The sequence below is a fragment of the Agarivorans sp. QJM3NY_29 genome (genome assembly GCF_050870835.2).
Classification (GTDB): Bacteria; Pseudomonadota; Gammaproteobacteria; order Enterobacterales; family Celerinatantimonadaceae; genus Agarivorans.
This window is the reverse complement of sequence record NZ_CP194036.2, coordinates 1,592,406-1,617,407: the sequence shown is the minus strand read 5'-3', so window position 1 is coordinate 1,617,407 and position 25,002 is coordinate 1,592,406. Positions and strand designations below refer to the sequence as shown.

21 protein-coding genes are annotated in these 25,002 nt (G+C 44.1%); 4 read left to right on the top strand and 17 right to left on the bottom strand.

Annotated elements, in window-relative coordinates:
• Positions 1-50: 50 nt before the first annotated feature.
• From accA to rpsB, 17 genes are all read right to left on the bottom strand, one after another.
• A complete protein-coding gene (gene accA / locus ACRRS0_RS07395) occupies positions 51-1,004 on the bottom strand; it encodes an acetyl-CoA carboxylase carboxyl transferase subunit alpha (protein ID WP_432453837.1) in 954 nt (317 codons plus the stop codon).
• Between the two features lie 12 nt (positions 1,005-1,016).
• Positions 1,017-4,442, bottom strand: a complete 3,426-nt coding sequence (gene dnaE, locus ACRRS0_RS07390; RefSeq protein ID WP_432456193.1) for a DNA polymerase III subunit alpha — start codon at positions 4,440-4,442, stop codon at positions 1,017-1,019.
• 60 nt (positions 4,443-4,502) lie between these two features.
• Entirely contained in the window at positions 4,503-5,099 is a 597-nt protein-coding gene (rnhB, locus tag ACRRS0_RS07385) for a ribonuclease HII (RefSeq protein ID WP_432453838.1), read from the bottom strand.
• A 30-nt stretch (positions 5,100-5,129) separates the two neighbouring features.
• Positions 5,130-6,275 carry a lipid-A-disaccharide synthase gene (gene lpxB, locus ACRRS0_RS07380; RefSeq protein ID WP_432453839.1) on the bottom strand — a complete coding sequence of 382 codons (1,146 nt, stop codon included), beginning with the start codon at positions 6,273-6,275 and terminating at the stop codon, positions 5,130-5,132.
• 474 nt (positions 6,276-6,749) lie between these two features.
• A complete protein-coding gene (gene lpxA / locus ACRRS0_RS07375; protein ID WP_432453840.1) occupies positions 6,750-7,538 on the bottom strand; it encodes an acyl-ACP--UDP-N-acetylglucosamine O-acyltransferase in 789 nt (262 codons plus the stop codon).
• Positions 7,539-7,550: 12 nt separating this feature from the next.
• Positions 7,551-8,006, bottom strand: a complete 456-nt coding sequence (gene fabZ, locus ACRRS0_RS07370) for a 3-hydroxyacyl-ACP dehydratase FabZ (RefSeq protein ID WP_432453841.1) — start codon at positions 8,004-8,006, stop codon at positions 7,551-7,553.
• Positions 8,007-8,023: 17 nt separating this feature from the next.
• Complete coding sequence (lpxD, locus tag ACRRS0_RS07365; RefSeq protein WP_432453842.1) at positions 8,024-9,049, bottom strand: UDP-3-O-(3-hydroxymyristoyl)glucosamine N-acyltransferase; 1,026 nt, start codon at positions 9,047-9,049, stop codon at positions 8,024-8,026.
• A 2-nt stretch (positions 9,050-9,051) separates the two neighbouring features.
• Entirely contained in the window at positions 9,052-9,561 is a 510-nt protein-coding gene (locus tag ACRRS0_RS07360; protein ID WP_432453843.1) for an OmpH family outer membrane protein, read from the bottom strand.
• Between the two features lie 21 nt (positions 9,562-9,582).
• Positions 9,583-12,012 carry an outer membrane protein assembly factor BamA gene (gene bamA / locus ACRRS0_RS07355; protein WP_432453844.1) on the bottom strand — a complete coding sequence of 810 codons (2,430 nt, stop codon included), beginning with the start codon at positions 12,010-12,012 and terminating at the stop codon, positions 9,583-9,585.
• A gap of 28 nt (positions 12,013-12,040) precedes the next feature.
• Positions 12,041-13,393 (bottom strand): sigma E protease regulator RseP, encoded by a 1,353-nt coding sequence (gene rseP / locus ACRRS0_RS07350; protein ID WP_432453845.1) that lies wholly within the window; start codon positions 13,391-13,393, stop codon positions 12,041-12,043.
• Entirely contained in the window at positions 13,390-14,592 is a 1,203-nt protein-coding gene (gene ispC, locus ACRRS0_RS07345) for a 1-deoxy-D-xylulose-5-phosphate reductoisomerase (RefSeq protein WP_432453846.1), read from the bottom strand. Before ispC ends, rseP begins: the two co-directional genes overlap by 4 nt.
• Before the next feature lie 6 nt (positions 14,593-14,598).
• Positions 14,599-15,441, bottom strand: coding sequence for a phosphatidate cytidylyltransferase (locus tag ACRRS0_RS07340; protein ID WP_432453847.1), 843 nt, complete (start codon positions 15,439-15,441; stop codon positions 14,599-14,601).
• Positions 15,434-16,225, bottom strand: coding sequence for a polyprenyl diphosphate synthase (uppS, locus tag ACRRS0_RS07335; RefSeq protein WP_432453848.1), 792 nt, complete (start codon positions 16,223-16,225; stop codon positions 15,434-15,436). The genes ACRRS0_RS07340 and uppS overlap by 8 nt, the downstream gene beginning before the upstream one ends.
• A gap of 68 nt (positions 16,226-16,293) precedes the next feature.
• Complete coding sequence (gene frr / locus ACRRS0_RS07330; protein ID WP_432453849.1) at positions 16,294-16,851, bottom strand: ribosome recycling factor; 558 nt, start codon at positions 16,849-16,851, stop codon at positions 16,294-16,296.
• Positions 16,852-16,862: 11 nt separating this feature from the next.
• Entirely contained in the window at positions 16,863-17,612 is a 750-nt protein-coding gene (gene pyrH, locus ACRRS0_RS07325; RefSeq protein ID WP_432453850.1) for a UMP kinase, read from the bottom strand.
• Positions 17,613-17,688: 76 nt separating this feature from the next.
• A complete protein-coding gene (gene tsf / locus ACRRS0_RS07320) occupies positions 17,689-18,537 on the bottom strand; it encodes a translation elongation factor Ts (RefSeq protein ID WP_432453851.1) in 849 nt (282 codons plus the stop codon).
• A gap of 97 nt (positions 18,538-18,634) precedes the next feature.
• Positions 18,635-19,369, bottom strand: a complete 735-nt coding sequence (gene rpsB / locus ACRRS0_RS07315; RefSeq protein WP_432453852.1) for a 30S ribosomal protein S2 — start codon at positions 19,367-19,369, stop codon at positions 18,635-18,637.
• Between the two features lie 305 nt (positions 19,370-19,674).
• Between rpsB and map the strand changes: the two genes are divergently transcribed.
• The 4 genes from map (at position 19,675) to ACRRS0_RS07295 (ending at position 24,755) form a co-directional block, all read left to right on the top strand.
• Positions 19,675-20,469 carry a type I methionyl aminopeptidase gene (gene map / locus ACRRS0_RS07310; RefSeq protein WP_432453853.1) on the top strand — a complete coding sequence of 265 codons (795 nt, stop codon included), beginning with the start codon at positions 19,675-19,677 and terminating at the stop codon, positions 20,467-20,469.
• Positions 20,470-20,501: 32 nt separating this feature from the next.
• The gene (gene glnD, locus ACRRS0_RS07305; RefSeq protein ID WP_432453854.1) at positions 20,502-23,111 is read left to right on the top strand and encodes a bifunctional uridylyltransferase/uridylyl-removing protein GlnD; all 2,610 of its coding nucleotides are present in this window, start codon (positions 20,502-20,504) and stop codon (positions 23,109-23,111) included.
• Between the two features lie 36 nt (positions 23,112-23,147).
• Complete coding sequence (gene dapD, locus ACRRS0_RS07300; RefSeq protein WP_432453855.1) at positions 23,148-24,185, top strand: 2,3,4,5-tetrahydropyridine-2,6-dicarboxylate N-succinyltransferase; 1,038 nt, start codon at positions 23,148-23,150, stop codon at positions 24,183-24,185.
• Positions 24,186-24,377: 192 nt separating this feature from the next.
• Positions 24,378-24,755 carry a DUF3461 family protein gene (locus ACRRS0_RS07295; protein ID WP_432453856.1) on the top strand — a complete coding sequence of 126 codons (378 nt, stop codon included), beginning with the start codon at positions 24,378-24,380 and terminating at the stop codon, positions 24,753-24,755.
• The last annotated feature ends 247 nt before the right edge of the window (positions 24,756-25,002 follow it).

Below are 25,002 nucleotides of genomic sequence, written 5' to 3'. Positions count from 1 at the left end.
TCCTAGAAAAACGGGCATTGAAGCCTTTAAGGCTCAATGCCAATAAACAGTTAACAGTAACCGTAGGACATCAAACGCTGGTAACGTTGCTCAAGCAAGGTTTCAACGTCTAAAGCCGTTAACGTTTCCAAATCACTCAATAGCTTGATTTTCAGGTTATGCGCCATCATTGCCACATCACGATGTGCTCCGCCCAATGGTTCCACAACGATGTCATCAATTAGATCCAGCTCTTTAAGTCGTTCTGAAGTAATGCCCATTGCATCGGCAGCAACCGGAGCCTTATCGGCACTCTTCCATAAAATAGACGCGCAGCCTTCTGGAGAAATAACCGAATAAGTACTGTATTGCAACATATTGACTCGATCACCGACGCCAATCGCTAAAGCACCACCGGAACCGCCTTCACCAATCACGGTACAAATCGTGGGGACCTTAAGGCCAGACATCACCAATAAGTTTTTGGCAATCGCTTCACTTTGCCCACGCTCTTCAGCTCCTACACCCGGGTAAGCCCCTGGAGTATCAATAAAGGTGATAATGGGCATTTTAAAGCGCTCAGCCATTTCCATTAAACGAAGGGCTTTACGATAGCCTTCAGGCTTTGGCATACCAAAATTTCGTCGAATTTTCTCTTTGGTTTCGCGACCTTTTTGCTGACCAATCACCATCACCGGTTGACCATCCAAACGCGCCATCCCGCCAATAATAGCTTCGTCGTTGGCATAAGCGCGATCACCGGCCAATTCATCAAAATCAGTGAATATATGCTCAATATAATCAAGCATATAAGGACGATTGGGATGACGCGCTAACTGCGCAACTTGCCAAGCACCTAAATCTGAAAATATTTTTTTTGTTAAATCGTTTTGTTTTTCCTGTAAACGAGAAATTTCATCTTGTAGATCAACATCTACAGAATCTTCATTCACAATACGTAACTCTTCGATTTGTGCTTGCAGCTCGGCAATCGGCTGCTCAAACTCTAGAAAATTGGGATTCATATAATCTTATTCTTAATTAAATTCTAGGGTGACTTGCTGTTGTCCCAATAGTTGGGTCAACGCCTCTATTAAATCTTCACTCGGCGTAATCCGCCAGTCGGTGCCTAAGCTTAACATGCCGCTGGCGCGATCGCCCTCATAACTTATCGTGACCGGACAAGTCCCCGCGCGATAAGGCTCTAAAATTGTGTAAAAACGTTGCCAAAAAACTTCACTAAGCTGCTCACAAGACAAGCTTAAATGTAAGTTCTTCATCCAACGCTCACGAGCCGTCGACAGATCCATGACTTCTCTAGCTGTCATTTTAATGCCTCCGGAGAAATCATCAACGCTGACCTGTCCCTGAATCACCAACATGCGATCTTTCTCGAGTAATTCTTGATAGGTTTCAAAAGCTTCGCTAAAGAACATAATATCTAAGCGGGCACTTTTATCATCCAGCTGAATCAGTCCCATCTTCGAGCCCCGCTTGGTCATCATCACTCGCGTGGATAATACCAAACCAGCCACCGTAGAAGTGGTATCTCGAGACGTTGGACGAATATCCACTAAGCGGCCAGAGGTATAATGTCGAAACTCTTTAATATAACGATTCACCGGATGGCCAGTAAGATACAAACCAAGGGTTTCTTTTTCTCCCTCCAACCAAACTTTTTCGCTCCATTTGGGCTGTTCCACAAAGCTAGGCCGAACATCATCTTCAACCGTCAACACCCCAAACAAATCTTCTTGGCCTCGAGCCGTGTCTTGGGCTTGCTGGGCAGCGGCCTTCATTGCCGAGGGTAAGGTCGCCATCAGCGCAGCGCGGTGTGGGCCAAGTTTATCCAAGGCTCCAGCCATAATGAGCTTTTCAATGACTCGACGATTAATTTTTTTCAGGTCCAGTCGGCTGCAGAAATCGAACAAATCAATAAATGGTCGGTCTTGCCGAGCGGCCAAAATAGCCTCAATTGGACCTTCCCCAACCCCTTTAATCGCGCCGATCCCGTAAACAATTTGTTCTTGCTCATTGACCGAAAACTTAAATAAGCCTGTATTTACATCGGGCGGCACTAACTGCAAGCCCATATTGCTACACTCGTCCACTAAGGTAACAATTTTGTCGGTATTATCCATATCCGCCGACATCACCGCAGCCATGAAATAAGCTGGATAATGGGTCTTCATCCATAGCGTTTGGTAGGAAACTAAAGCATAAGCTGCCGAGTGAGACTTATTGAAGCCATAACCAGCAAATTTTTCTACCAAATCAAAAATCTTCATGGCCAACTCGCCGTCGACATTATTTTTGATAGCGCCATCTTCAAATACCGCGCGCTGCTTTGCCATTTCCTCGGGTTTTTTCTTACCCATCGCACGACGCAACATATCTGCGCCGCCAAGCGTATAACCAGCCAGAACCTGAGCAATCTGCATCACTTGTTCTTGATATAAGATGATGCCATAGGTCGGTTCGAGGATCGGCTTCAAGCTTTCGTGCTGCCAAGTTTCATCGGGATAAGACACCACTTCGCGGCCATGTTTCCGCTCGATGAAGTTGTCCACCATGCCCGACTGCAGCGGTCCCGGACGAAATAAAGCCACCAGTGCAATCATATCTTCGAAACAATCGGGTTTGAGCCGCTTGATCAAATCTTTCATCCCGCGAGATTCCAGCTGGAACACAGCGGTGGTTTGGCAAGCTTGCAAGACCTTAAACGACTTCGGATCGGTGGTGGAAATCGCTGCAATATCAATGGGCGGTTCACCCTTTGCCTGCAACACTGGATTCAACATATCCAGAGCCCACTGGATAATGGTTAAAGTTCTTAAGCCCAGAAAGTCAAACTTAACTAAACCAGCATATTCAACATCGTTCTTATCAAATTGGGTTACGGGATTCTTACCTTCCGCATCACAATAAAGCGGAGCGAAGTCGGTAATTGTGGTGGGTGAGATCACCACCCCCCCGGCGTGTTTACCAGCGTTTCGCGTGACGCCTTCAAGAACCCTAGCCATGTCGATGAGTTCACGAACTTCTTCGTCACTATCATACAGTTCTGGTAGCCGAGGTTCCGCTTCGAACGCTTTGGCCAAGGTCATTCCTGGATCAGGTGGAATAAGTTTAGAAATTCGATCCACAAAACCATAAGGGTGGCCAAGCACCCTCCCTACATCGCGAACCACCGCCTTAGCAGCCATGGTACCGAAAGTGATAATCTGTGATACCGCATCACGACCGTATAATTCAGCAACGTGGTCGATCACCTCGTCGCGTCGGTCCATACAGAAATCAACATCGAAGTCAGGCATTGAAACCCGTTCGGGATTCAAAAAACGTTCGAATAATAGATCATATTCTAAGGGATCTAAATCAGTGATTTTTTGTGCATAAGCCACCAAAGAACCGGCACCAGAACCCCGCCCCGGCCCCACCGGAATATTGTTATCCTTACTCCATTGGATAAACTCCATTACGATAAGAAAGTAACCGGGAAATCCCATTTGATTAATTACGTCAAGTTCAATCTGTAAACGTTCGTCATACTCGGGGCGACGCTGTTTACGTACTTCGGGATCAGGAAATAAAAACTCAAGCCGCTCTTCCAAACCATCCCGCGACACCTGACAAAAATATTCATCGATGGGAAGACCGCCAGTCGGGAAATCAGGTAAGAAATACTCCCCTAAACGTATTGTCACGTTACAACGTTTAGCGATTTCTACCGAATTTTGCAGAGCCTCGGGAATATCAGCAAACAATGCCAACATATCTTGTCCACTACGCAAGTATTGCTGAGAGCTATATTTTTTAGGTCGACGGCTATCATCGATGGCAAAGCCATCATGGATAGCAACCCTCACTTCATGAGGTTGGAATTGCTCTTCTTCTAAAAAAACCACTTCATTGGTTGCGACAACTGGCAACTGACGTTGACTGGCTAGTTCAACCGCCATATGTAAATAATTTTCTTCGTCTGAGCGACCCGTGCGGATCAATTCAAGAAAGAAATTATCAGGGAATACTTGTTGGTAGAAGTTGATACAACTTTCTACCAGCGGCTGATTCCCCTTTAGCAAAGCTTTACCCACATCCCCTTGACGCCCACCAGAAAGAACAATAACACCAGGGGCATATTCGACAAGCCAGGCTTTATCAATCACTGGCTTCCCTTGAAACTGACCGCGCAAATATGCTCGAGAAATCAGCATCGTGATATTTTGATAGCCTTGGTTATCTTTAGCGAGTAATACCAAGCGAAATAAATCATCAGCAAAGTCATCGGATCTAACAAAAAAATCACAACCGATTATTGGCTTAATACCTTGGTTATGCGCTTCGCCATAAAACTTCACTAAACCACAAAAGTTTGTCTGATCGGTCAACGCAATCGCTGGCATATCCATTTCTGCCGCTTTCGCAACAATCGGTTTCACTTTTTTCAGGCCGTCAAGCATAGAAAAATCGGAGTGAACCCGCAGATGCACAAAAGCTGGTGATTTAACGCTATCTGACAACTAAAGATCTCCTAATACGTTTTTAACGGGTTTGAAACTACGACGGTGCTCTTCAATTGGGCCATATTCTTTTAATTTTGCCAAATGTACTGCCGTTGGATAGCCTTTATGTTTAGCAAATTGATACTGTGGGTACCTTAAATCTAACTGATTCATCTCTTCGTCCCGAACCACCTTAGCGATAATAGAAGCGGCGCTAATTTCAGCGACTAAACCATCCCCTTTGACAATCGCCTGACATGGTATGTTCAGCTGTGGCTCTCGATTCCCATCGATTAATGCAAATTCAGGCTGAACCGAGAGGGCTGCAACTGCCCGACTCATCGCGAGCATAGTCGCGTGAAGAATATTTAGTTGATCAATTTCTGCTGGTGATGCACGGCCAATAGCCCAACATATTGCATCTTGGCGGATCAGCTCGGCTAACTGCGTTCTTTTCTTCTCGGAAAGTTTTTTCGAGTCATTCAAGCCCATAATCGGTCTTTGCTTATCTAAGATAACCGCTGCGGTCACCACATCGCCCACTAAAGGGCCTCGACCCACTTCGTCAACGCCAGCAAAAACTGTAAAGCCTGAAGGATATACAAATTGTGTCATGAATACTCCAATGAAGGGCAACGCCAGAGTTTAGCTATTGATCACATCAATCACGGCTTTAGCTGCTTTTTGATCGGCACCGCACCGAATAATTTGATGTAACTGAGTAAACTTGGCCAATAATTGACGATTATCCCCACTTAACAAACGACTGAGTTCCGCAACAATATTGTCACTGGTACAATCATCTTGCACGAACTCTTGAACAATCATGTTATCCGCTAATAGATTAGGTAAAGCGGCAAATTTAGCTTTTACAATTAACTTGGCGATTCGATAAGTTAGCGCTTTAAATCGGTAAGCCACCACCATTGGACGCTTCACCAACATCGCTTCCAATGTTGCCGTCCCGGAGGCTAACAAAATCGCATCTGCGGCTGTCATCGCCATCCGCGCTTGACCATCCAGCAACAAAATATCTAAGTCGGGGGCATGTTCCGCGATCAATAACTCAAACTGTTGACGCCTTCTCTGGTTGACCATCGGGGCGACAAGCTGCAAGCCGGGGAGCTCTGCCGACAAGCGTTTTGCTACATCTAAAAAAACCGGGCTGAGTAGTGCAATTTCGGCATTGCGGCTTCCCGGCAAAATGGCCAAAACTTGACGATGCGGGTCTAAACCCAATTGCTGAGTTGCCGGCAACTGAGGATTGTCCAATGGTATTTGGTCGGCCAAGGTATGACCGATGAACTCACAGGGAACATCAAAACGCTGATAAAAATCTTTTTCAAAGGGTAAAAATACCAAAATCTTATTGCAGCCTTGCTTAATTTTAAAGACTCGTTTCTGCTTCCATGCCCAAACCGAAGGACTCACGTAATGAACGGTCTTTATCCCTTGTTTATGTAATTTCAGTTCAACACCCAAATTAAAATCAGGTGCATCAATTCCAATATATACATCGGGAGGTGTTGCTAAATAATGCGAAATGAGTTGCTTACGTATTTTTAAGATCCGCGGCAAACGTCCTAATACTTCCACTAGGCCCATCACCGAGAGCTCTTCCATATCGAATAATGGCTCACAACCTTGTGCTTGCATCAATGGCCCTGCAATACCTGAAAAGCGAGCATTAGGATAATACTGCTTCAGCGCTGCAATTAAACCGGCCCCTAAAATATCACCGGAAACTTCGCCAACAACAATGGCAATGTGTAAATTATCTTTATTTATCATTACGTTATATTTTTAAGACTCGAACATTCACATATTGGGCTCATTGGCGAGCAAAATAAATAGTTTAGAACAGTAAGCAAATTAAGCCATCTAAACAGCCGCCAGCATAATACCACAAGCAAATAAAAATGCCTGAGCATATTCCGAGCAGCCCCTCGGCACATCGTCATCGATAGGCGCTTACTTGCTTCACTTCTGAGCAGACCCCACTCCTTTCATTAAAACCGTGTCGCAGCCTTTTGTTTAATTAGCAGCTAAAAACCCTTCTCTCTGAAGATCCGCAAACCGGTGCAACAAATAGGCGAATAAGGCCAATGCCGGGTCTTATATATAAGAAATGGAGAATAGAATTTAAAATGCCGTGCGGGAGGATGCTTTGATGCTCAAATTTGCTTTTGAGCGATACTCGTAGGACGTCATCATTATGGGCTTTGGCAAATCAAACCCCATAATGATCGGTTTAAATAGACCTCATTAGCGAACGATGCCACGACCGTTTTCTTTAAGGAAATCAGCTAGTAATTTCACCTCAGGAAATTGCTCAGCGGAAAGCTCTATCTGGGTCAAAGCTTGCTCTAGCGTATTACCACTACGGTACAACACCTTATACGCTTGGCGAATAGCCTTAATGGCATCCTTACTAAAACCGCGACGTAATAAGCCTTCGGTATTCACCGCAACTGGTCGCGCGTAGTTACCCACAGCCATCACGTAAGGAGGAATGTCTTTATTTACCGCAGCGCAGCCACCCACAAATGCGTAAGAACCAACTTTGCCAAACTGATGGATCGCAGCCTGCCCCCCAAAAATAACATTATCGCCAATCGTGACATGGCCAGCCAAGGTCGCGTTATTCGCAAAAATACAACCGTTACCAACCACACAATCATGAGCAACATGAGCGTTAATCATAAATAAGCAATTGTTACCGATTTTAGTGATACTTTTATCTTGGGCTGTACCACGGTGGATCGTAACACTTTCACGGATGGTATTATTATCGCCAATTTCAAGATAAGTATCTTCACCCGCATATTTCAGATCTTGGCAATCTTCTCCTACCGAGGCAAACTGAAAAATACGGTTATTTTTGCCAATTTTAGTGTGCCCTTTAATCACAACATGCGAGGCAATCTGACAGTTTTCACCAATTTCCACATCACCACGAATAATGGTAAAAGCGCCCACTTGGGTATTTGCCCCAATGTTTACATCACCCTCAATGATCGCGCTAGGATGGATGACTGCAGTACTGTCTATCATAACTTGTTCTACCTATTTGAAAGCGCGGCGAGCACACATAATTTCGGCACTACAGACCACTTCATCGTCGACTTTAGCGACACAATTAAACTTACCCACGCCTCGACGGTCACGTAACAATTCAACTTCCAAATGTAATACATCCCCTGGCCCGACAGGTCTTTTAAAACGCGCACCATCAATACCTGCAAAATAGTAAAGCTCGTTTTCTGCAGGTTTTGTGGTTGATTTAAAGGCCAGAATCCCAGTACATTGGGCTAAAGCTTCTAATATTAAAACACCGGGAAACACTGGTTGACTAGGAAAATGTCCAGTAAAAAACGGTTCATTATAAGTCACATTTTTAACCGCACGTAAGGTTTTTCCGGCTTCGAAATCAAGGACTCGATCAACTAACAGGAATGGATACCGATGCGGTAATAATTCCATAATATCTTGAATTTCTAAGCGATTTAATTTACTGGTCACAATCTATTCCTAAGTTTTTAATCTTGCTGTGCGTCTAATTTACGCTCTAAGCTCACAATACGTTTATGCATCTCGTCTATTTGAGTTAAACGAGCCATCGACTTCCGCCATTGTCGATTTGCTTGGATTGGCATGCCAGAAGAGAACATACCTGGCTCACTAATCGATTTAGTCACCATCGAATAACCTGTAACCGTAACATGATCACAAATACTAATATGGCCATTAATACCAACACCACCACCAATAATACAATAACGGCCAATATGAGTACTTCCGGCAATACCAGTGGTCCCCGCAATGGCGGTACCACAACCAATCGTCACATTATGTGCAATATGCACTTGGTTATCGATGATGACGTTGTCTTCGATAATCGTGTTGTCTAAAGCGCCTCGGTCGATCGATACGGAAGCGCCGATCTCAACTTTATCGCCAATCACAACGCTACCGGCTTGAGGGATCTTAAGCCATTGACCTTGCTTATTGGCATAACCAAAGCCATCGCTACCGATCACGGTGTTACTTTGGATCAGACAATCACGGCCTAATTCAACGCGGTGGTAAATACAACTATTTGGCCACAACTTAGTATTGGCTCCGATTTTTGCAGAACAGCCAATAAAACAACCGGCACCAACTTGTACACCATCACCAAGAATAACACCACTTTCGATGACCGCATTCGGGCCAATACTAACGTCTTTACCCAACTGAACGTCTTCACCAATCACGGCACTATCAGCAACACCGGTTGCACAGCGAGGGGTGTTATCAAATAGCTGAGCGAGTAAAGCGTAGCTCACATAAGGATCATCACTCAGTAATACATTGCCAGTGAAATCCGCTGCATCGCTCGGACTCAAGATTAAGGCACCAGCCTTACAACTGGCCAACAAAGGCTTGTATTTCGCATTAGTTAAAAAACTAATTTCTTGCTCACTGGCTATTTCAAAAGGCGCAATACGAGTAATAATTTGCTCTGCGTTCCCTTTTATAGATAAGCCAAGCTGCTCAGCAATTTGGCCAAGGCTCAAAGACATAGTTACTTGCTCTTACTCACTTGTTGAATAACTTGTTTGGTAATATCTAATGCATCAACTGAATAGGCTGTCGCATCTAACGGCAATACCAAGTCATAACCTTTAGATTTAGAAACGGCAACAACCGCATCTTGAACTTTAACCATCAGTTTTTGCTGCTCTTCGGCACCGCGACGACGCTGATCTTCTTCTAAGTTTTTACGCTTAATTTTATACTCAGCCTGCATGGTTTCTAATTGACGGGTTATTTTGGTCACCTCTTGCTGACCCAACAATTCACCATCTTTCTCACGCTTATCATACAAACGCTGCATTTCGGCTTCTAAAGAACGAACCGCTTGTACTCGCACTTCAAATTCGTCTTTCAAGCTTTTCTGTAATGCATCTCGCTGTGGTAACTGCTTAAACACCTCTGCGATATTGATCACAGCAATCTTGGTATCAGCAAGCACGCTAAAGCTAGGGATGCTGATCGTTGCAGCTAAGGCAACAGCAGTAATTAGTTTTTTCAAAAGATGACTCCTAAATCAAAATTAAAAAGTTTGGCCAATATTAAACGAGAACGTTTCTGAGCGATCGCCCTCATAACTCTTAATTGGTTTAGCTAATGAGAATACCAAGGGGCCCATCGGCGAGAGCCATTGAATCGATACCCCAACAGACGCTCGGATCCTATCGAGTGACGAGTAATCACCAAAGCGCTCACAATAGCTTGTACACTGCATTTGACTGTACTTATCATAATCAAATTCAGTATCCCATACCGTACCAACATCGACAAAAGCAGAGCTGCGCACTTGACGAATATAGGCTTCATCTAAAAACGGCGTCGGGAAAATTATTTCCGCGCTACCGACGGCAATCGCATTACCACCCACCGAATCTTCGGAAGCTGCGATTTGATTGCTACCACCAGCACCAACTACATATAGCGCTCGGGGACCGACAGAATTAGAACGGAAACCTCTAAGGCTTGAATAACCACCGGCATAGAAGTTTTCAAAAAATGGTAATATTTGGTCATTGCCGTCAACTTGCCCATAACCGTTACCATAGCCAACTTTGCCTCGCAGAGAGAAGGTCCAATCATGATTATCGGTAATCGGGAAAAAGTGACGGGTATCAAAACTCATTTTGAAATACTGAACATCTGAGCTCGGCACCGTTATTTTAGTATTAAAGGATTGAGACGAACCAGAAGTGGGCATCGAACCATTATTCAAGGTATTTCGCGTCCAACCCAGTGTTGTATCAAGACTCAGGAAAGTTAACGAGCCATCATCATTACGGTGATTGGAATAAATATTCCAGAACTGTTGAACCTGAGCATAAGCGTTCAATTGCGAAATTTTATTTTGCTCCAGTCCAAGGCTTAAACTTAAACGGTTATCTTCATTCACCGGAAAACCTAATGTGCCTCGCAAGCCAATTGTTTCGTTATTATAATCGACGATCCCTGCTTCTGAGGCCTCAAAATCGGTGTAGTAGAAACGACCACCAAAACTAACCCCGTCTTTGGTAAAATAGGGGTCGGTGAAATTCACATCGAAATTTTTCGAATACTTATTGGTACTAACATTAACCCCTGCTTTGTTACCCGTTCCCAAAAAGTTATCTTGCTGTACCCCAGCAGATAAACTCAGACCGGATTCTGTACCAAAACCGATCCCCGCGTTAAACGAGCCCGACGGCTGCTCTTTCACTGAGAAATTAACATCGACTTTATCATTGGTTCCTGGAACTTTTACCGTCTCAACTTCTACCGTTTCAAAAAAACCAAGACGACTTAAACGCGAGCGCGACTGTTCGACCAAACGACTGGATAACCAAGTGCCCTCAAATTGTCGCATCTCACGACGTAGAACTTCATCTTTGGTAATGGTATTGCCACTAAAGTTAACCCGGCGTACATAAATACGATTCCCAGGGTCAACATTAATATTAAGGACTACCGTTTTATCTTCATCATTTATCACAGGAAAGACATTCACCTGTGGATAAGCATAACCATAACGACCTAAAAACTTAGACAACAAGTCTTCCGTTTTAGTCACTTCGGCCCCACTGTATGTATCGTCAGGCTTAATTGTCACTAAGCCATTCATCTCGTCACCTTTATCCAAAAGGTTACCAGAAAGCTCGACTTTTTCGACCTTATAGATCTCGCCCTCATCAACGTTGATGGTGATATAGATACCTTTTTTATCTGGCGTTAACGCAACTTGGGTCGAGTCCACCTTAAACCTGATATAACCCCGGTCATAATAGAAGCTATTGATCGTTTCTAAATCACCAGCCAATTTCTGTTTTTGGTATTTTTTATCGGCTAGAATATTCCACCAAGGGGCTCGGTCGGTCAGACTAATGCGCTTCAGTAACTCTCCTGAAGAAAATTTCTTATTGCCAATAATATTGATTTGTTGAATTTCAGCTGAAAGGCCTTCCTGAAAGTTAAATTTCAAATCAACCCTGTTGCGTGGAAGCGGCGTGACAATGGCCGTTACCCGAGCGCTGTATTTACCAACACTGTAATAAAAGTCTTCGAGGCTCTTTTCAATATTGCGTAAATTGGTCTTATCTAATGGTTCACCCACTTTGATCCCAGAAGAGCGCAACGACTCTTCCAACTGCTCAGTTTTAATATCTTTGTTACCTGAGTATTCAATATTACTCACAGTCGGTCTTTCTAAGACTTTAAAAATCAGGGTCTGGTCATCGCGAAAGACTTTAACATCTTCGAAATTACCACTGCCATATAAACGCTTAATGCTATCGCTGATTTGCCCACTATCAACGTCATCACCAATGCGTAGCGGAATCTGTAATAACGCGGCCCCCAACGAAACCCGTTGTAATCCTTCAATACGAATGTCTGCAACCGTAAACGCAGATTCACTTTCAGCAAAAGATGAACCAGTAATACAAGCCAGAATGAGTCCAACAACTAACTGCTTTTTGAACATAAGAAAAGAAAACGTCCTATTAAATTTGTTATAAGCGCATAACATCGTTAAAAATAGCCAGCCCCATAAGCGCCATGACTAATGCTGCACCGATCCTAAAACCTATCTCTTGTACACGCTCTGAAACCGGTTTACCTGTCACCGCTTCAATCGCAAAAAATACCAAATGACCACCATCAAGTACCGGCAATGGAAATAGATTAATAATGCCCAAATTGATACTGACCAAGGCTATAAACCCTAAAAAATAAACTAAACCATAATCAGCCGTTGCTCCCGCACCCTTAGCAATAGAGATTGGGCCGCTAAGGTTATCTAATGAAACAACCCCTGTCACTAATTTACCAATCATTACGATAGTCAATTTACTTAAATGCCAAGTTCGTTCCAAGGATTTACCAATTGATTCAAAAAAACCATAATGTAAATCAATACGATATTCTTCTGGGTAGTTCGCCACTTCTGGTGCTAAACCGACATATCCGGTGACAACACCTTGATACTCTCGACCCTCCGGAGAAATACTAATCAGTTGCTTTTGTCCATTCCTAGCCAACTCTAATTGTATTGTTTGTGAAGGCCTAGCCTGAACATATTTAACAAACTCTTGCCACTGGCTTAATCTTTGGCCATCAACAGCCACTAAGCGGTCACCCACTTGAATCCCCGCTAGGTCTGCAGGCTTACCATTCACCACCTGAGCCACCAGTAAAGAAACTTCAGGACTATATGGCCGTAGGCCTAAACTCAGGATGGGGCTCTGTTGCTGACTATCTAAGTGCCAATCCTGAGTATCCAAAATTATCGTAGATTCTCGGCTGGAGTCTGCTTGTCTCACTTTAAAGGCTAATGAGTCACTACCGAGGTGGCTCACTAAAGCAAGGTTGACACTCTCCCAATCTAGGGTGCGCTGATCAGCAATAGCAATGATCTCCTGACCCGCACGTAAACCCGCTTGACTCGCCACACTATTGGCTTCGATATCGCCCAAAATTGGTTTAACCGCAGGAACACCAATCACAAACATCAACCAAAAAGCCAAAATTGCCAGAGCGAAGTTAGCAACAGGTCCAGCAGCAACGATTGCACTACGCTGAGTTAAACTCTTATTATTGAAAGCTTGCGAACGAAACTCTGCTGCGACTGGCGCGACACGTTCATCAAGCATTTTAACATAGCCACCTAAAGGAATGAGCGCAACCACATACTCGGTGCCATCCGTACCCGTTTTCCGCCAAAGAGCCTTTCCAAAACCGATCGAAAATCGTTCAACTTTTACCCCACAACGTCTAGCCACCCAAAAGTGACCAAATTCATGTACGGTAACCAAAATGCCCAAAGTAATAACAAAAAAGGAGGCATTCCAAATCACATCGTTCATCCACAGATCCTTTTTATCACTTTACCAGCGTGCATTCGTGCCCATTGGTCGACCTCAAGTAACACCGAAAGTTCCGAGTCTTGACCCATATACGATAAATCATCTAAACAAACGCTTACAACGTCAGCGATCTGTGTGAATTTTATTCGTTTCGCTAAAAAGGCACTCACGGCTTGCTCGTTGGCGGCATTCAAACAAGTGGTTGCTGTTTGACTGTCATAACAAGCATCGATCGCCAACTTCAAACAAGGATAACGGGAAAAGTCGGGAGGGGTAAAGGTTAACTCTCCAAGGCTAAAAAAATCTAAAGGCGCTACGCCCGAAACTTGGCGCTGTGGGTAAGCCATCACATGCGCAATTGGAGTCGCCATATCCGGCTGGCCCATTTGCGCCAATACCGAACCATCGCAGTACTGCACCATCGAGTGAATAATCGATTGGGGATGAATAATCACATCAATTTGTTTTGGTTGGGTATTAAATAATCGTTTCGCTTCAATATACTCCAAACCTTTATTCATCATCGTTGCAGAATCAACCGAAATTTTTTGGCCCATACTCCAATTGGGATGTGCGCAGGCTTGCCTTGGTGTAACGCTAGAAAGCATAGCAACATCAGAACGTAGAAATGGACCACCAGAACCAGTCAACAAAATTTTATTGATACCCTGTTGTTTTAAATCACAGTATCCCAGAGATTGCTGAACCGCTTCAGGCATACATTGATAGATGGCATTATGTTCACTATCAACGGGTAATACTTTCGCACCACTAGTACGCGCAGCATCCATAAAAATGGCACCACTCATCACCAAGGCTTCTTTGTTCGCCAATAAGACTGTTTTACCTGCCTGAACTGCTGCCAGAGTCGGTAACAAACCAGCAGCACCAACGATGGCCGCCATCACCATATCAACTTCAGGTTCTGCCGCTAACTGAACGATTGAGTCAGCATCACTAAGCACTTCGGTATCAAGCGCTAGATCTCTTAAAGCGATACGGAGCTGCTGGTTACTTTCGGCGTCAGCCATAACTGCAAATTTAGGCTGAAACTCAACACAAATAGCCAGCATTGCAGCAACATTCCAGCCCCCACTTACTCCAAACAGCTGGTAAGCGTTAGGATTTTCTCGCACAACTTTCAAGGTACTCGCACCAATAGAACCAGTCACACCCAAAATAACCAAGGTTTTAGTCATTAGCGCTTACATCCAATGTAGGAAGAAAAATGCAAATACCGGCATTGCAGCCGTTAAACTATCGATCCGGTCGAGCAAACCACCATGCCCAGGTAACAAGGTGCCACTATCCTTAATCCCTGCTTGACGTTTAAACATACTCTCAACCAAATCCCCAACAACAGAAGCTAACACCGTACATGCACTGGCGATAACTAACACCAATGTTTTACCTTCGGGAATATCTAAAAAGACCAAAGCTGCAATAGTGACAACACTTGCAAACAGTAAACCGCCAAGCAAACCCTCGATGGTCTTCTTAGGGCTCACATTTTTAGCCAGTTTTCGTTTACCAAAACGCTTACCTACAAAATAGGCGCCGCTATCAGCCGCCCATACCAACGAAAACACATACACGACCCAAGCACCACCCACCAGTGGATTATCCTCGTCGATAGAGCGTAAAAACAGTAAAGACCAGAAGAACGGAACGAGTACAATCAAGCCAACCATGACTTTAAAGAAATGATTGTTATGCCAAAATTTTGCTCGATATGGAAATGAAGCCAATAAATAAACGCTAGCGGACCAAGCGATAACGGCGACCGCCAGCAATCCACTAAACCATATGGAGTGAGCGACCAAGCTTAACGGTATCTGCCAGAGACTAAGTCCAAATACCAAGCAAAAAATCAAAAAGAAGCTAAGGCGTTGATTGTTTTTATCGGAAACAACCCGCGACCATTCACGCGCGGCAAGTAAGATGACCAAGGCAAATACTAAGCCTAAACCGAAAAGCGGCAATTTAAAAATAGCGGCAAGCACTAGCGGTGCCAATACCAATGCGGTGATGATTCGTTGCTTAAGCAAAATGACCCTCATTAAACTGATTATTCTTAAGCTGCGCCTGTAACTGTTCACCAGTGCAACCAAATCGACGCTCGCGACTCACGAAGGCGGCAACAGCATCGCTAAATGCTCGCTCATCAAAGTCTGGCCATAAAACATCACAAAAATACAATTCAGCGTAGGCTACCTGCCACAACAAAAAGTTGCTGATACGGTGATCCCCACCAGTTCTAATCAACAAGTCGACATCGCCTGCGGTTTCTAGCCCCATCACTTCAGAAAAGCGTTGCTCGGTCATATCCTCGATATCCAACGAACCTTCTTGTACTTGCCTGGCCAACAACTGACTGGCATGTAATATATCCCATCGCCCACCGTAGTTGGCAGCAATATTCAGCACTAGACCATCGTTATCCGCAGTATCACTCTGCGCTTGAGCAATACGCTGTTGTAGTTTCTGACTAAAGCGAGAAGTATCGCCAATTATTCGTAGTTGTACATTATTGTTTTTAAGTTTTTTAACTTCACGTTGCAAAACAGTTAAAAACAAATTCATCAAACTTGACACTTCTTCTTCGGGACGGCGCCAGTTTTCGCTACTAAAAGCGAACAAGGTCAACGTTTGAATTTTTAATTGTGAAGCTAAACTAACAGCACGCCTTACCGACTTAACCCCAGCCTGATGGCCAAACATTCGCATTTTACCGCGTTGTTTCGCCCAGCGCCCATTGCCATCCATAATGATGGCCACATGTTTCGGCATGGCGTCTTTAATTGGTAATTGCTGTTCTTCGGATACCGTCATTATCACTACTCGTACTTACAAAAAAAAACCGTGTTCCAAGACACGGCTAATTTCCAATCCCAAAATGCTTAAACTTCCAGCAATTCAGCTTCTTTTGCAGCTAAAGCCTCGTCGACTAATTTTACCGCTGCATCAGTAATTTTTTGAATGTCGTCCTGCGCTCTACGATCATCATCTTCGCCGATTTCTTTCTCTTTCAGCAAGTCTTTAATGTCACCATTTGCGTCACGACGAATATTACGCACTGCTACCCGAGCCTGCTCTGCTTCCGCGCGAACAATTTTAATCAAATCACGACGACGTTCTTCGGTCAACATTGGCAACGGAATGCGAATCAAGGTACCCGCGGAAGACGGATTTAAGCCGAGATCTGAACTCATAATCGCTTTTTCTACCGCACTAATCAAACTCGCATCGAATACCGTTACGGTTAAGGTTCGCGAATCTTCGGTTGACACATTACCCACTTGTTTTAGAGGCGTATCAACACCGTAATAAGGAACCATAATGCCATCTAAAAGACTAGTATGAGCCCGTCCAGTTCTAACTTTCGACATCTGAGTTTTAAGCGATTCAATACTTTTGCTCATACGAACTTGAGCATCTTCTTTAATTGCGTTAATCACGATAACTATCCCTACTCTGTTTCAGCGTTCTTTGATATACGATGAATGGTGGTCCCTTCATCAGCGCCCATAACAACGTTTTTCAAACTACCTGGAGTATTCATATTAAAAACACGAATCGGTAGATTGTGGTCACGAGCCAACGTGAAGGCGGCCAAGTCCATCACTTTTAATTCTTTTTCTAAGACTTCGTTGTAGTCTAATTCTCGGTACAAGCTTGCACTCGGATCTTTAACTGGATCGGCAGTAAATACCCCATCCACCTTGGTTCCCTTTAGCACGGCTTCAGCTTCAATTTCAATGCCACGTAAACAAGCCGCAGAATCGGTGGTGAAGAAAGGATTACCAGTACCCGCAGAAAAAATAACCACCTTCCCCGCTTTAAGGTTACCAATAGCATCGGCCCAATTATATGAATCACACACGCCATTCAACTCAATTGCTGACATAAGGCGAGCATTCACAAAATTTCGATGAAGAGCGTCACGCATCGCTAGCCCGTTCATCACGGTGGCTAACATCCCCATGTGATCGCCAACAACCCGATTCATTCCTGCTTTGGCGAGGCCTTCACCTCTAAACAAGTTGCCACCACCAATAACCAGCCCGACTTGAACCCCTAGTTCCACCAGCTCTTTAATTTCAAGAGCCATCCGGTCTAATACTTTAGGATCAATGCCAAAACCCTCTTCACCCATTAAGGCTTCACCTGAAAGTTTTAAAAGAATACGACGATATGCAGGTTTAGGATTGGTACTCATAGTGATGATGTTCTCTCATTGATAAAGAATACAAGAAGGTTGCGGCATGATACCGCAACCTGAGCGACAACTAAAATTACTTTTTAGCTGCTGCGATTTGTGCCGCAACTTCAGCCGCAAAATCTTCTTCTTTTTTCTCGATGCCTTCGCCAACTTCTAGACGAATGAAACCAGCAACAGTCGCGCCTTTTTCTTTCAAAATGGCACCAACAGTTTTCTTTGGTTCCATAATAAATGCTTGACCGGTTAGAGAGATTTCGCCGGTGAATTTCTTCATACGGCCGGTTACCATTTTCTCAGCGATATCTGCAGGCTTGCCTTCGTTCATGGCAATTTCGATTTGCAGTTTTTTCTCTTTTTCAACAACGTCAGCTGGGACGTCATCAGCAGAAAGATACTCAGGTTTAGAAGCAGCTACGTGCATCGCTACGTGCTTAAGCGTTTCGGCATCCGCTTCACCAGTAACAGCAACACCAATACGCTCACCGTGACGATATGAAGCAATTGGAGCACCATCTAAGTATTCAACACGGCGAATTGAAATATTTTCACCGATTTTAGCCACTAACTGAACGCGTTCTTCTTCAAAACTAGCTTTCAAAGTCTCGATGTCAGTTTTTTCTGCAGCTGCAGCTTCAGCTACCTTCTCAGCAAACGCTGTAAAGTTAGCATCTTTGGCTACGAAGTCAGTTTGACAGTTAACTTCTAACAAGGCCGCAAAACCGGCACCTTGTTTAATAATGATTGCGCCATCAGCAGCAATGTTACCCGCTTTTTTAGCAGCTTTAGCGGCACCGCTTTTACGCATATTATCAATCGCTAACTCGATGTCGCCATCAGTTTCAGTCAACGCTTTTTTACAATCCATCATGCCTGCGCCAGTACGGTCGCGCAGTTCTTTTACTTGGGCAGCAGTAATTGCCATTTGTTTGATCCTCGATTATTTATCGGATAAAACTCAGGGGGCAAGTTTGCCCCCTGCTAATCTTCAAGCTCACTCAGTATTAATGCTTCAGCATTAATTACTCAGCAGCTTCCTCAACGAAACCATCTTCTTCAGCTTGTACTACGATATCTTCTTGACGACCTTGAAGAACCGTATCCGCAGCTGCGCCTAGGTACAATTTAATTGCACGGATAGCATCGTCATTACCAGGAATGATGTAATCAACACCGTCTGGAGCAGAGTTAGTATCAACCACAGAGATTACTGGAATACCTAGGTTGTTTGCTTCACGAATCGCAATATGCTCGTGTTCAGCATCAATCACAAACAATACGTCAGGTAATCCGCCCATGTTTTTGATACCACCAAGACTTTTCTCAAGCTTTTCCATTTCGCGAGTACGCATAAGCGCCTCTTTCTTGGTGAGCTTCTCGAAAGTGCCGTCTTGGCTTTGAGCTTCAAGATCTTTAAGACGTTTGATTGATTGACGTACTGTTTTCCAGTTAGTCAACATACCACCTAACCAACGGTGGTTAACGTAGAATTGATCTGAACGAAGCGCTTCAGTTTTGATCACTTCGCCTGCAGCACGCTTGGTACCAACAAAAAGAACTTTACCTTTCTTAGATGCAACTTTCTTAAGAACAGACATTGCATCATTAAACATAGGTACAGTTTTTTCTAAGTTAATGATATGAACTTTGTTACGCGCACCAAAAATGAAAGGCTTCATTTTTGGATTCCAGTAACGAGTTTGGTGACCGAAGTGTACGCCTGCTTGAAGCATATCGCGCATTGAAACGTTTGCCATTATAATTTCCTCAAATGGGGTTAGGCCTCCACACATCCCATTTTACCGACCAAACATTACTGTTCAGCACCCCGGAAAACGTGTCGATGTGTGTGTGTGTTTAAAATATAAATATTCAATTAATGTTAGCATCCGCTCAAATTCGTAAATCTGAGTAATTACTTACGGCGCGCTTTATACCATAATTCGCCTTATGGATAAAGAAAAAGGCGAAGTTTTCGCTATTTTCCTCAGCTACTACAACTCCTCGTGCCCTTACGGTAAACTAACGCCATAACCTAGGTAAATACTCAACTATTAAACTCATGAGCATAGTAATAAAAACCCCAGAACAAATTGAAAAAATGCGCGTCGCTGGTCGTTTAGCGGCCGATGTACTCACCATGATAGCGCCCTACGTCAGGGTTGGCGTCAGCACTGAAGAACTGGACCAGCGTTGTCACGATTATATCGTCAATGAACAGGGCGCCATACCCGCCCCCTTAAACTACCACGGCTTTCCAAAGTCAATTTGTAGCTCGGTCAACGAAGTGGTTTGCCACGGGATCCCTTCTGCGTCGCATATTTTGCAAGATGGCGATGTGGTGAATCTGGACATCACCGTGATCAAAGACGGCTATCACGGAGATACCTCTCAAATGTTTTTGGTGGGAGAAACCAGCCCAGCCGATAAATTACTCTGCCGCGTCACCCAACAAGCCCTTTATCAAGCGATAAGAGTGGTGAAGCCAGGTAATAAAGTTTGCGACATCGGTAACGCAATTCAGAAATATTTGAAAAAAGGCAATTATCGTTATGGCATCGTGGATAATTTTTGTGGCCACGGCATCGGTGAGGGCTTTCATGAAGAGCCACAGATTATGCACTACCGCAATAATGACCGTACCGTGCTAAAACCGGGGATGTGTTTCACGATTGAACCGATGATCAACCAAGGTAAGAAAGGCAACTGGGTTGATGAAGAAGATGGCTGGACAGCAAGAACCAGCGACGGCAAAAATTCAGCCCAATGGGAGCATACCCTGCTGGTGACTAATGATGGCGTCGAAGTGCTGACTTTAAGAGACGAAGAAGACTTTCCTCGCATCATTAAGTATTAGTGTTAATTCATTTTAGTCACACAGGTTAAGTCATGGAAACGACGTTAGTATCCCCGCCCTTACCCAAGCCAGATGAGATATCGTTAAACAGCTGTAAGTCGTATCTTGACCAATTACAAGAATACCTAACAGACCAATTTGACCAAGGCGTACATGTTGTCGAATTGGTTCTGTTACGTTCGCGAAAGATGGACTCATTACTCACCCAATTGTGGCAGCACTTCGGCTTGGCCGATGAGTCGGCAATCTCTTTGCTTGCCGTAGGCGGATATGGCCGCGGAGAACTTCACCCGCGTTCTGATATTGATATATTAATCCTTAGCCAACAAGCTGCGGCAAGTCAGATTGCAGACAAAATTAGCGCCTTTATTACCTTTCTTTGGGATATTCGGCTCGATGTTGGACAAAGTGTCCGTACGCTAGATGAATGCCTAGAGCTAGGCTTAAAAGACATCACCATCGCCACCAACTTACAAGAATCCAGATTGTTGTTTGGTGACAGAGCACTTTATCAAAAACTTTGTTTAGCTGTATGCGCCGATAGTTTCTGGCCAAGTGATTCTTTTTTCCAAGCGAAGAAACAAGAACAGCTGACTCGACATCGCCAATACAAAGGCAATGCTTATTCTTTAGAACCCGATATTAAAGCCAATCCTGGCGGTTTACGTGACATTCAAACCATTTGTTGGGTTGCCGGCCGGCACTTTGGCAGTAGCGATTTAGAAGAGCTCACCAAACAAAACTTCTTAACTCAAGCAGAATGTAGAGAGTTACAGGACTGTCGTGATTTTCTGTGGCGAGTCCGTTTTGCTTTACATATTCACTTACCCAAGAGTGATGACCGACTACTGTTTGATCGGCAACTAGCTGTCGCAAAGTCACTGGGTTATAGCGGCCAACACAACGCTCCTGTAGAGCGGCTCATGAAGCATTTTTTCCAAACAATACGACGAATATCTGAGCTCAATGAAATGCTACTTCAACTATTTGATGAAGCAATCTTGGGTAATACCGCCATGGATGTGCGGGTCGTCGACCAACACTTTATGCTACGTGGCAATCTCATCGACAGTAACGATGCCCAGTTGTTTCTTCAACAACCCGAACAAATCATCATGATGTTCTTGCACATCGCTGAAAACCCCAAGATCACGGGGATTTACTCAGCGACCCTTCGCCAGCTCCGCGAGGCCAGACGCCGTTTAACCCATTGGCTTCAAGATGATGCTGAGTGTCGATATTATTTTAAACAACTAATCAAACATCCCAACGTCACTGGTTTACCGTTAAGTTTGATGCATCGCTACGGTGTGCTTTCGACCTATTTCCCGGCCTGGAGTCGAATTGTTGGACAGATGCAATTCGATTTATTTCATGCTTTTACCGTCGACGAGCATACCCATCGCCTGATTACCAAGATCCATTCCTTCAATGACACAGAGACTAAAACGGTCCATCCGCTGTGTTGCGAAATTTACCCTCGACTAGAGCGCCCCGACTTATTGGTTCTGGCTGCAATATTCCATGACATTGCGAAAGGCCGTAAAGGTGATCATTCCATCTTAGGTGCCGTTGATGCAGAAGAATTTTGTTTAGCGCATGGTTTTAGTAAGCCCTCAGCAAGAACCGTTGCTTGGTTAGTCAAACACCATCTACTGATGTCTGTGACCGCACAACGACGTGATATTTATGATCCCGAAGTGATCGCTACATTTGCCAAAACCGTTCGCGATCAACGTCATTTAGATATGTTATTGTGCTTAACAGTTGCAGATATTTGTGCCACTAACGATGATACTTGGAATAGTTGGAAACGAACGCTATTACATGAACTTTACAGTGCCACTCAAAAAGCCTTGCGTCGTGGTTTAGAAAATCCTGTCGATATTCGTGGCGTAATCCGTGATAAGCAACAGAAAGCGATCGAACTGCTTGCCTTAAAAGGCTATTCCGAAGAACAAACTCGTATTCTATGGCAGCGTTTTAGGGCCGACTACTTTTTACGGCATACACCGCAGCAAATTACTTGGCATAGTGACCATTTGTGGGGCCACAGTGACGAGCAACCATTGGTTTTAGTGAGCCGCAGAGCGACCCGTGGCGGTACTGAGATTTTTATCCACTGCCCCGACATCCCTCACTTATTTGCATCGGTAGCTGCTGAACTCGATCAAAAAAACCTCAATATTCACGACGCTCAAATCATGTCGAGTCGCGACGGATTTGTATTAGATACCTTTATGGTGCTGGACCGAGAAGGCCAACCGTTATCAGTTGAACGTGGTATATTGTTACAACAAACACTCGCAACCAAATTACACGTTGCGGTGCCCATCGATCTAAAGCAACGTCGTGTCCCCAGACAAGTGCAACAGTTTTCTATTGCGCCTCGAGTTGAATTTTTACCCACAAAAGGGAACCGGACTTTAATTGAAATCATTGCTTTGGATAAGCCTGGCCTAGTGGCTCGGATCAGTGCAGTCTTTCAATCGTTTAATTACACCATTCATGCAGCTAAAATCACCACTATTGGTGAAAAAGCCGAAGATTTCTTTAGTATTAGTAATGCTGAACGGGAAAAACTTAGTCCAGAACAAAAGCAACAGCTTAAATCTATTCTGGAACAAGCACTCAAACAATAATATTTATGCAGACTCAAACAATAAATGGAGACAATCATGTCTAAAGACTTTTTTAGTTACGCCATTGGCGTTGGCAGTAAAAACGCAAATGGCCAATGGCTAGAAGTTTTTTACCCAAGCCCTGTATTACACCCAAGCAAAGCAGAAGTATGTGAATTGACCAAGGGGCTCAATTATACCTCGGGAAAACAAGTAATAGAGCTTGATGACGCAGCAATGACTAGCCTACTGAACAATGCTAAATCCTTGGGCCTAAACGCACAAGTGAGTGCCTTAGAAGCTTTAGCCAGTAGCCAGCAATCTCGTGTATTGTGTTTACTCGAGGAAGATAGTGCAGCCGAGTCCACTCCAGAAGCCTATCTAAAACTGCATTTGCTGTCGCATCGTTTAGTCAAACCACATGGGACTGACTTAAGTGGTATCTTTGCTGTATTGCCAAATGTTGCATGGACTAATCAAGGCGCTATCGACTTAAGCGAGCTACCGGCTCGCCAATTGGAAGCACGAGCCAAAGGCGAATTACTGCAAGTTAGTTCAGTGGATAAGTTCCCTAAAATGGCCGATTACGTTGTGCCGAATGGGGTACGTATCGCAGCGACCTCTCGGGTACGCTTGGGTGCCTATCTTGGTGAAGGCACAACCGTCATGCATGAGGGTTTCTGCAACTTTAATGCGGGAACCGCCGGCACCAGCATGATTGAAGGGCGGATATCTGCGGGTGTATTTGTTGGCAAAGGCTCCGACCTTGGTGGTGGTTGCTCAACTATGGGTACCCTCTCTGGCGGCGGTAACATGGTGATTGCGGTAGGAGAAGAATCACTAATTGGTGCGAATGCCGGAACAGGTATCCCCTTGGGTGACCGCTGTACCATCGAATCAGGCCTATATATTACAGCAGGAACCAAAGTCATCTTAATCGATGAAAACAAACAATCACTTGGAACCGTTAAGGCCCGTGAATTAGCAGGTAAATCAGACCTATTATTCCGCCGTAATAGTATCAGTGGTGCCATCGAGTGCCTAACCAATAAAACAGCAATTGCTCTAAATGAAGCGCTGCACGCCCATAACTAAGCCATCATGCAACCAAGTGGCGCTCAGCCATTTGGTTGCATCTAAATATTTCATCATCAAATTCAAAAAACCACTTATTTCAGATTCCTTCTGATCTCTAATGCGCTATGCTGCTAATAACAGGCTCTGCAGTATGTTGCGGTGGCAGCTGTTCCAGTCTTCAGTTTAGCGATTTGTTATGAAGGAAAATCTATGTACGACAATCTAAAAAGTATTGGCATCACCAACCCAGCAGATATAGAGCGTTACAGCCTTCGCCAAGAAGCGATGTCTGACACACTAAAAATATACTTCCATAAAGAAAAAGGTGATTTTTTAACACGCAGTGTTAAGTTTAAATACCCTCGCCAAAAGAAAACCGTATTAGTGGATGGTGGACGTGGTACCTATAAAGATGTCTCTGAAATCAACACCAACCTGCGCTTTATTGTTGAAGAATTAGACAAAATCACACGCCGAGATCAACAGGAAAAAGATACCAAACAGCAAGTGCTGGCAGAGCTGCGACATCTGGAAAAAGTAGTGAGTAGCAAAATTGCTGAAATTGAAGCTAAGTTAGAAAGACTTTAAGCAATAAATATTAACTCCCCTAATATTATCGCTTGGCACTTATTTCAATATAAACGCTCGATGCACTTCCATCGGGCGTTTTGCATATTAGGCTGAAATAAAAATATTAACGAGTTTATCGACTAATACCAATCTAACTCATTATCTGTTCGTTGTTACTGCCCAAATCACCGCAAACTAGGTTATGCATCTTACAATTAGCGCTACTCATGGCTGCACTTCATGCCTCGTTATCAGCACAATTAGT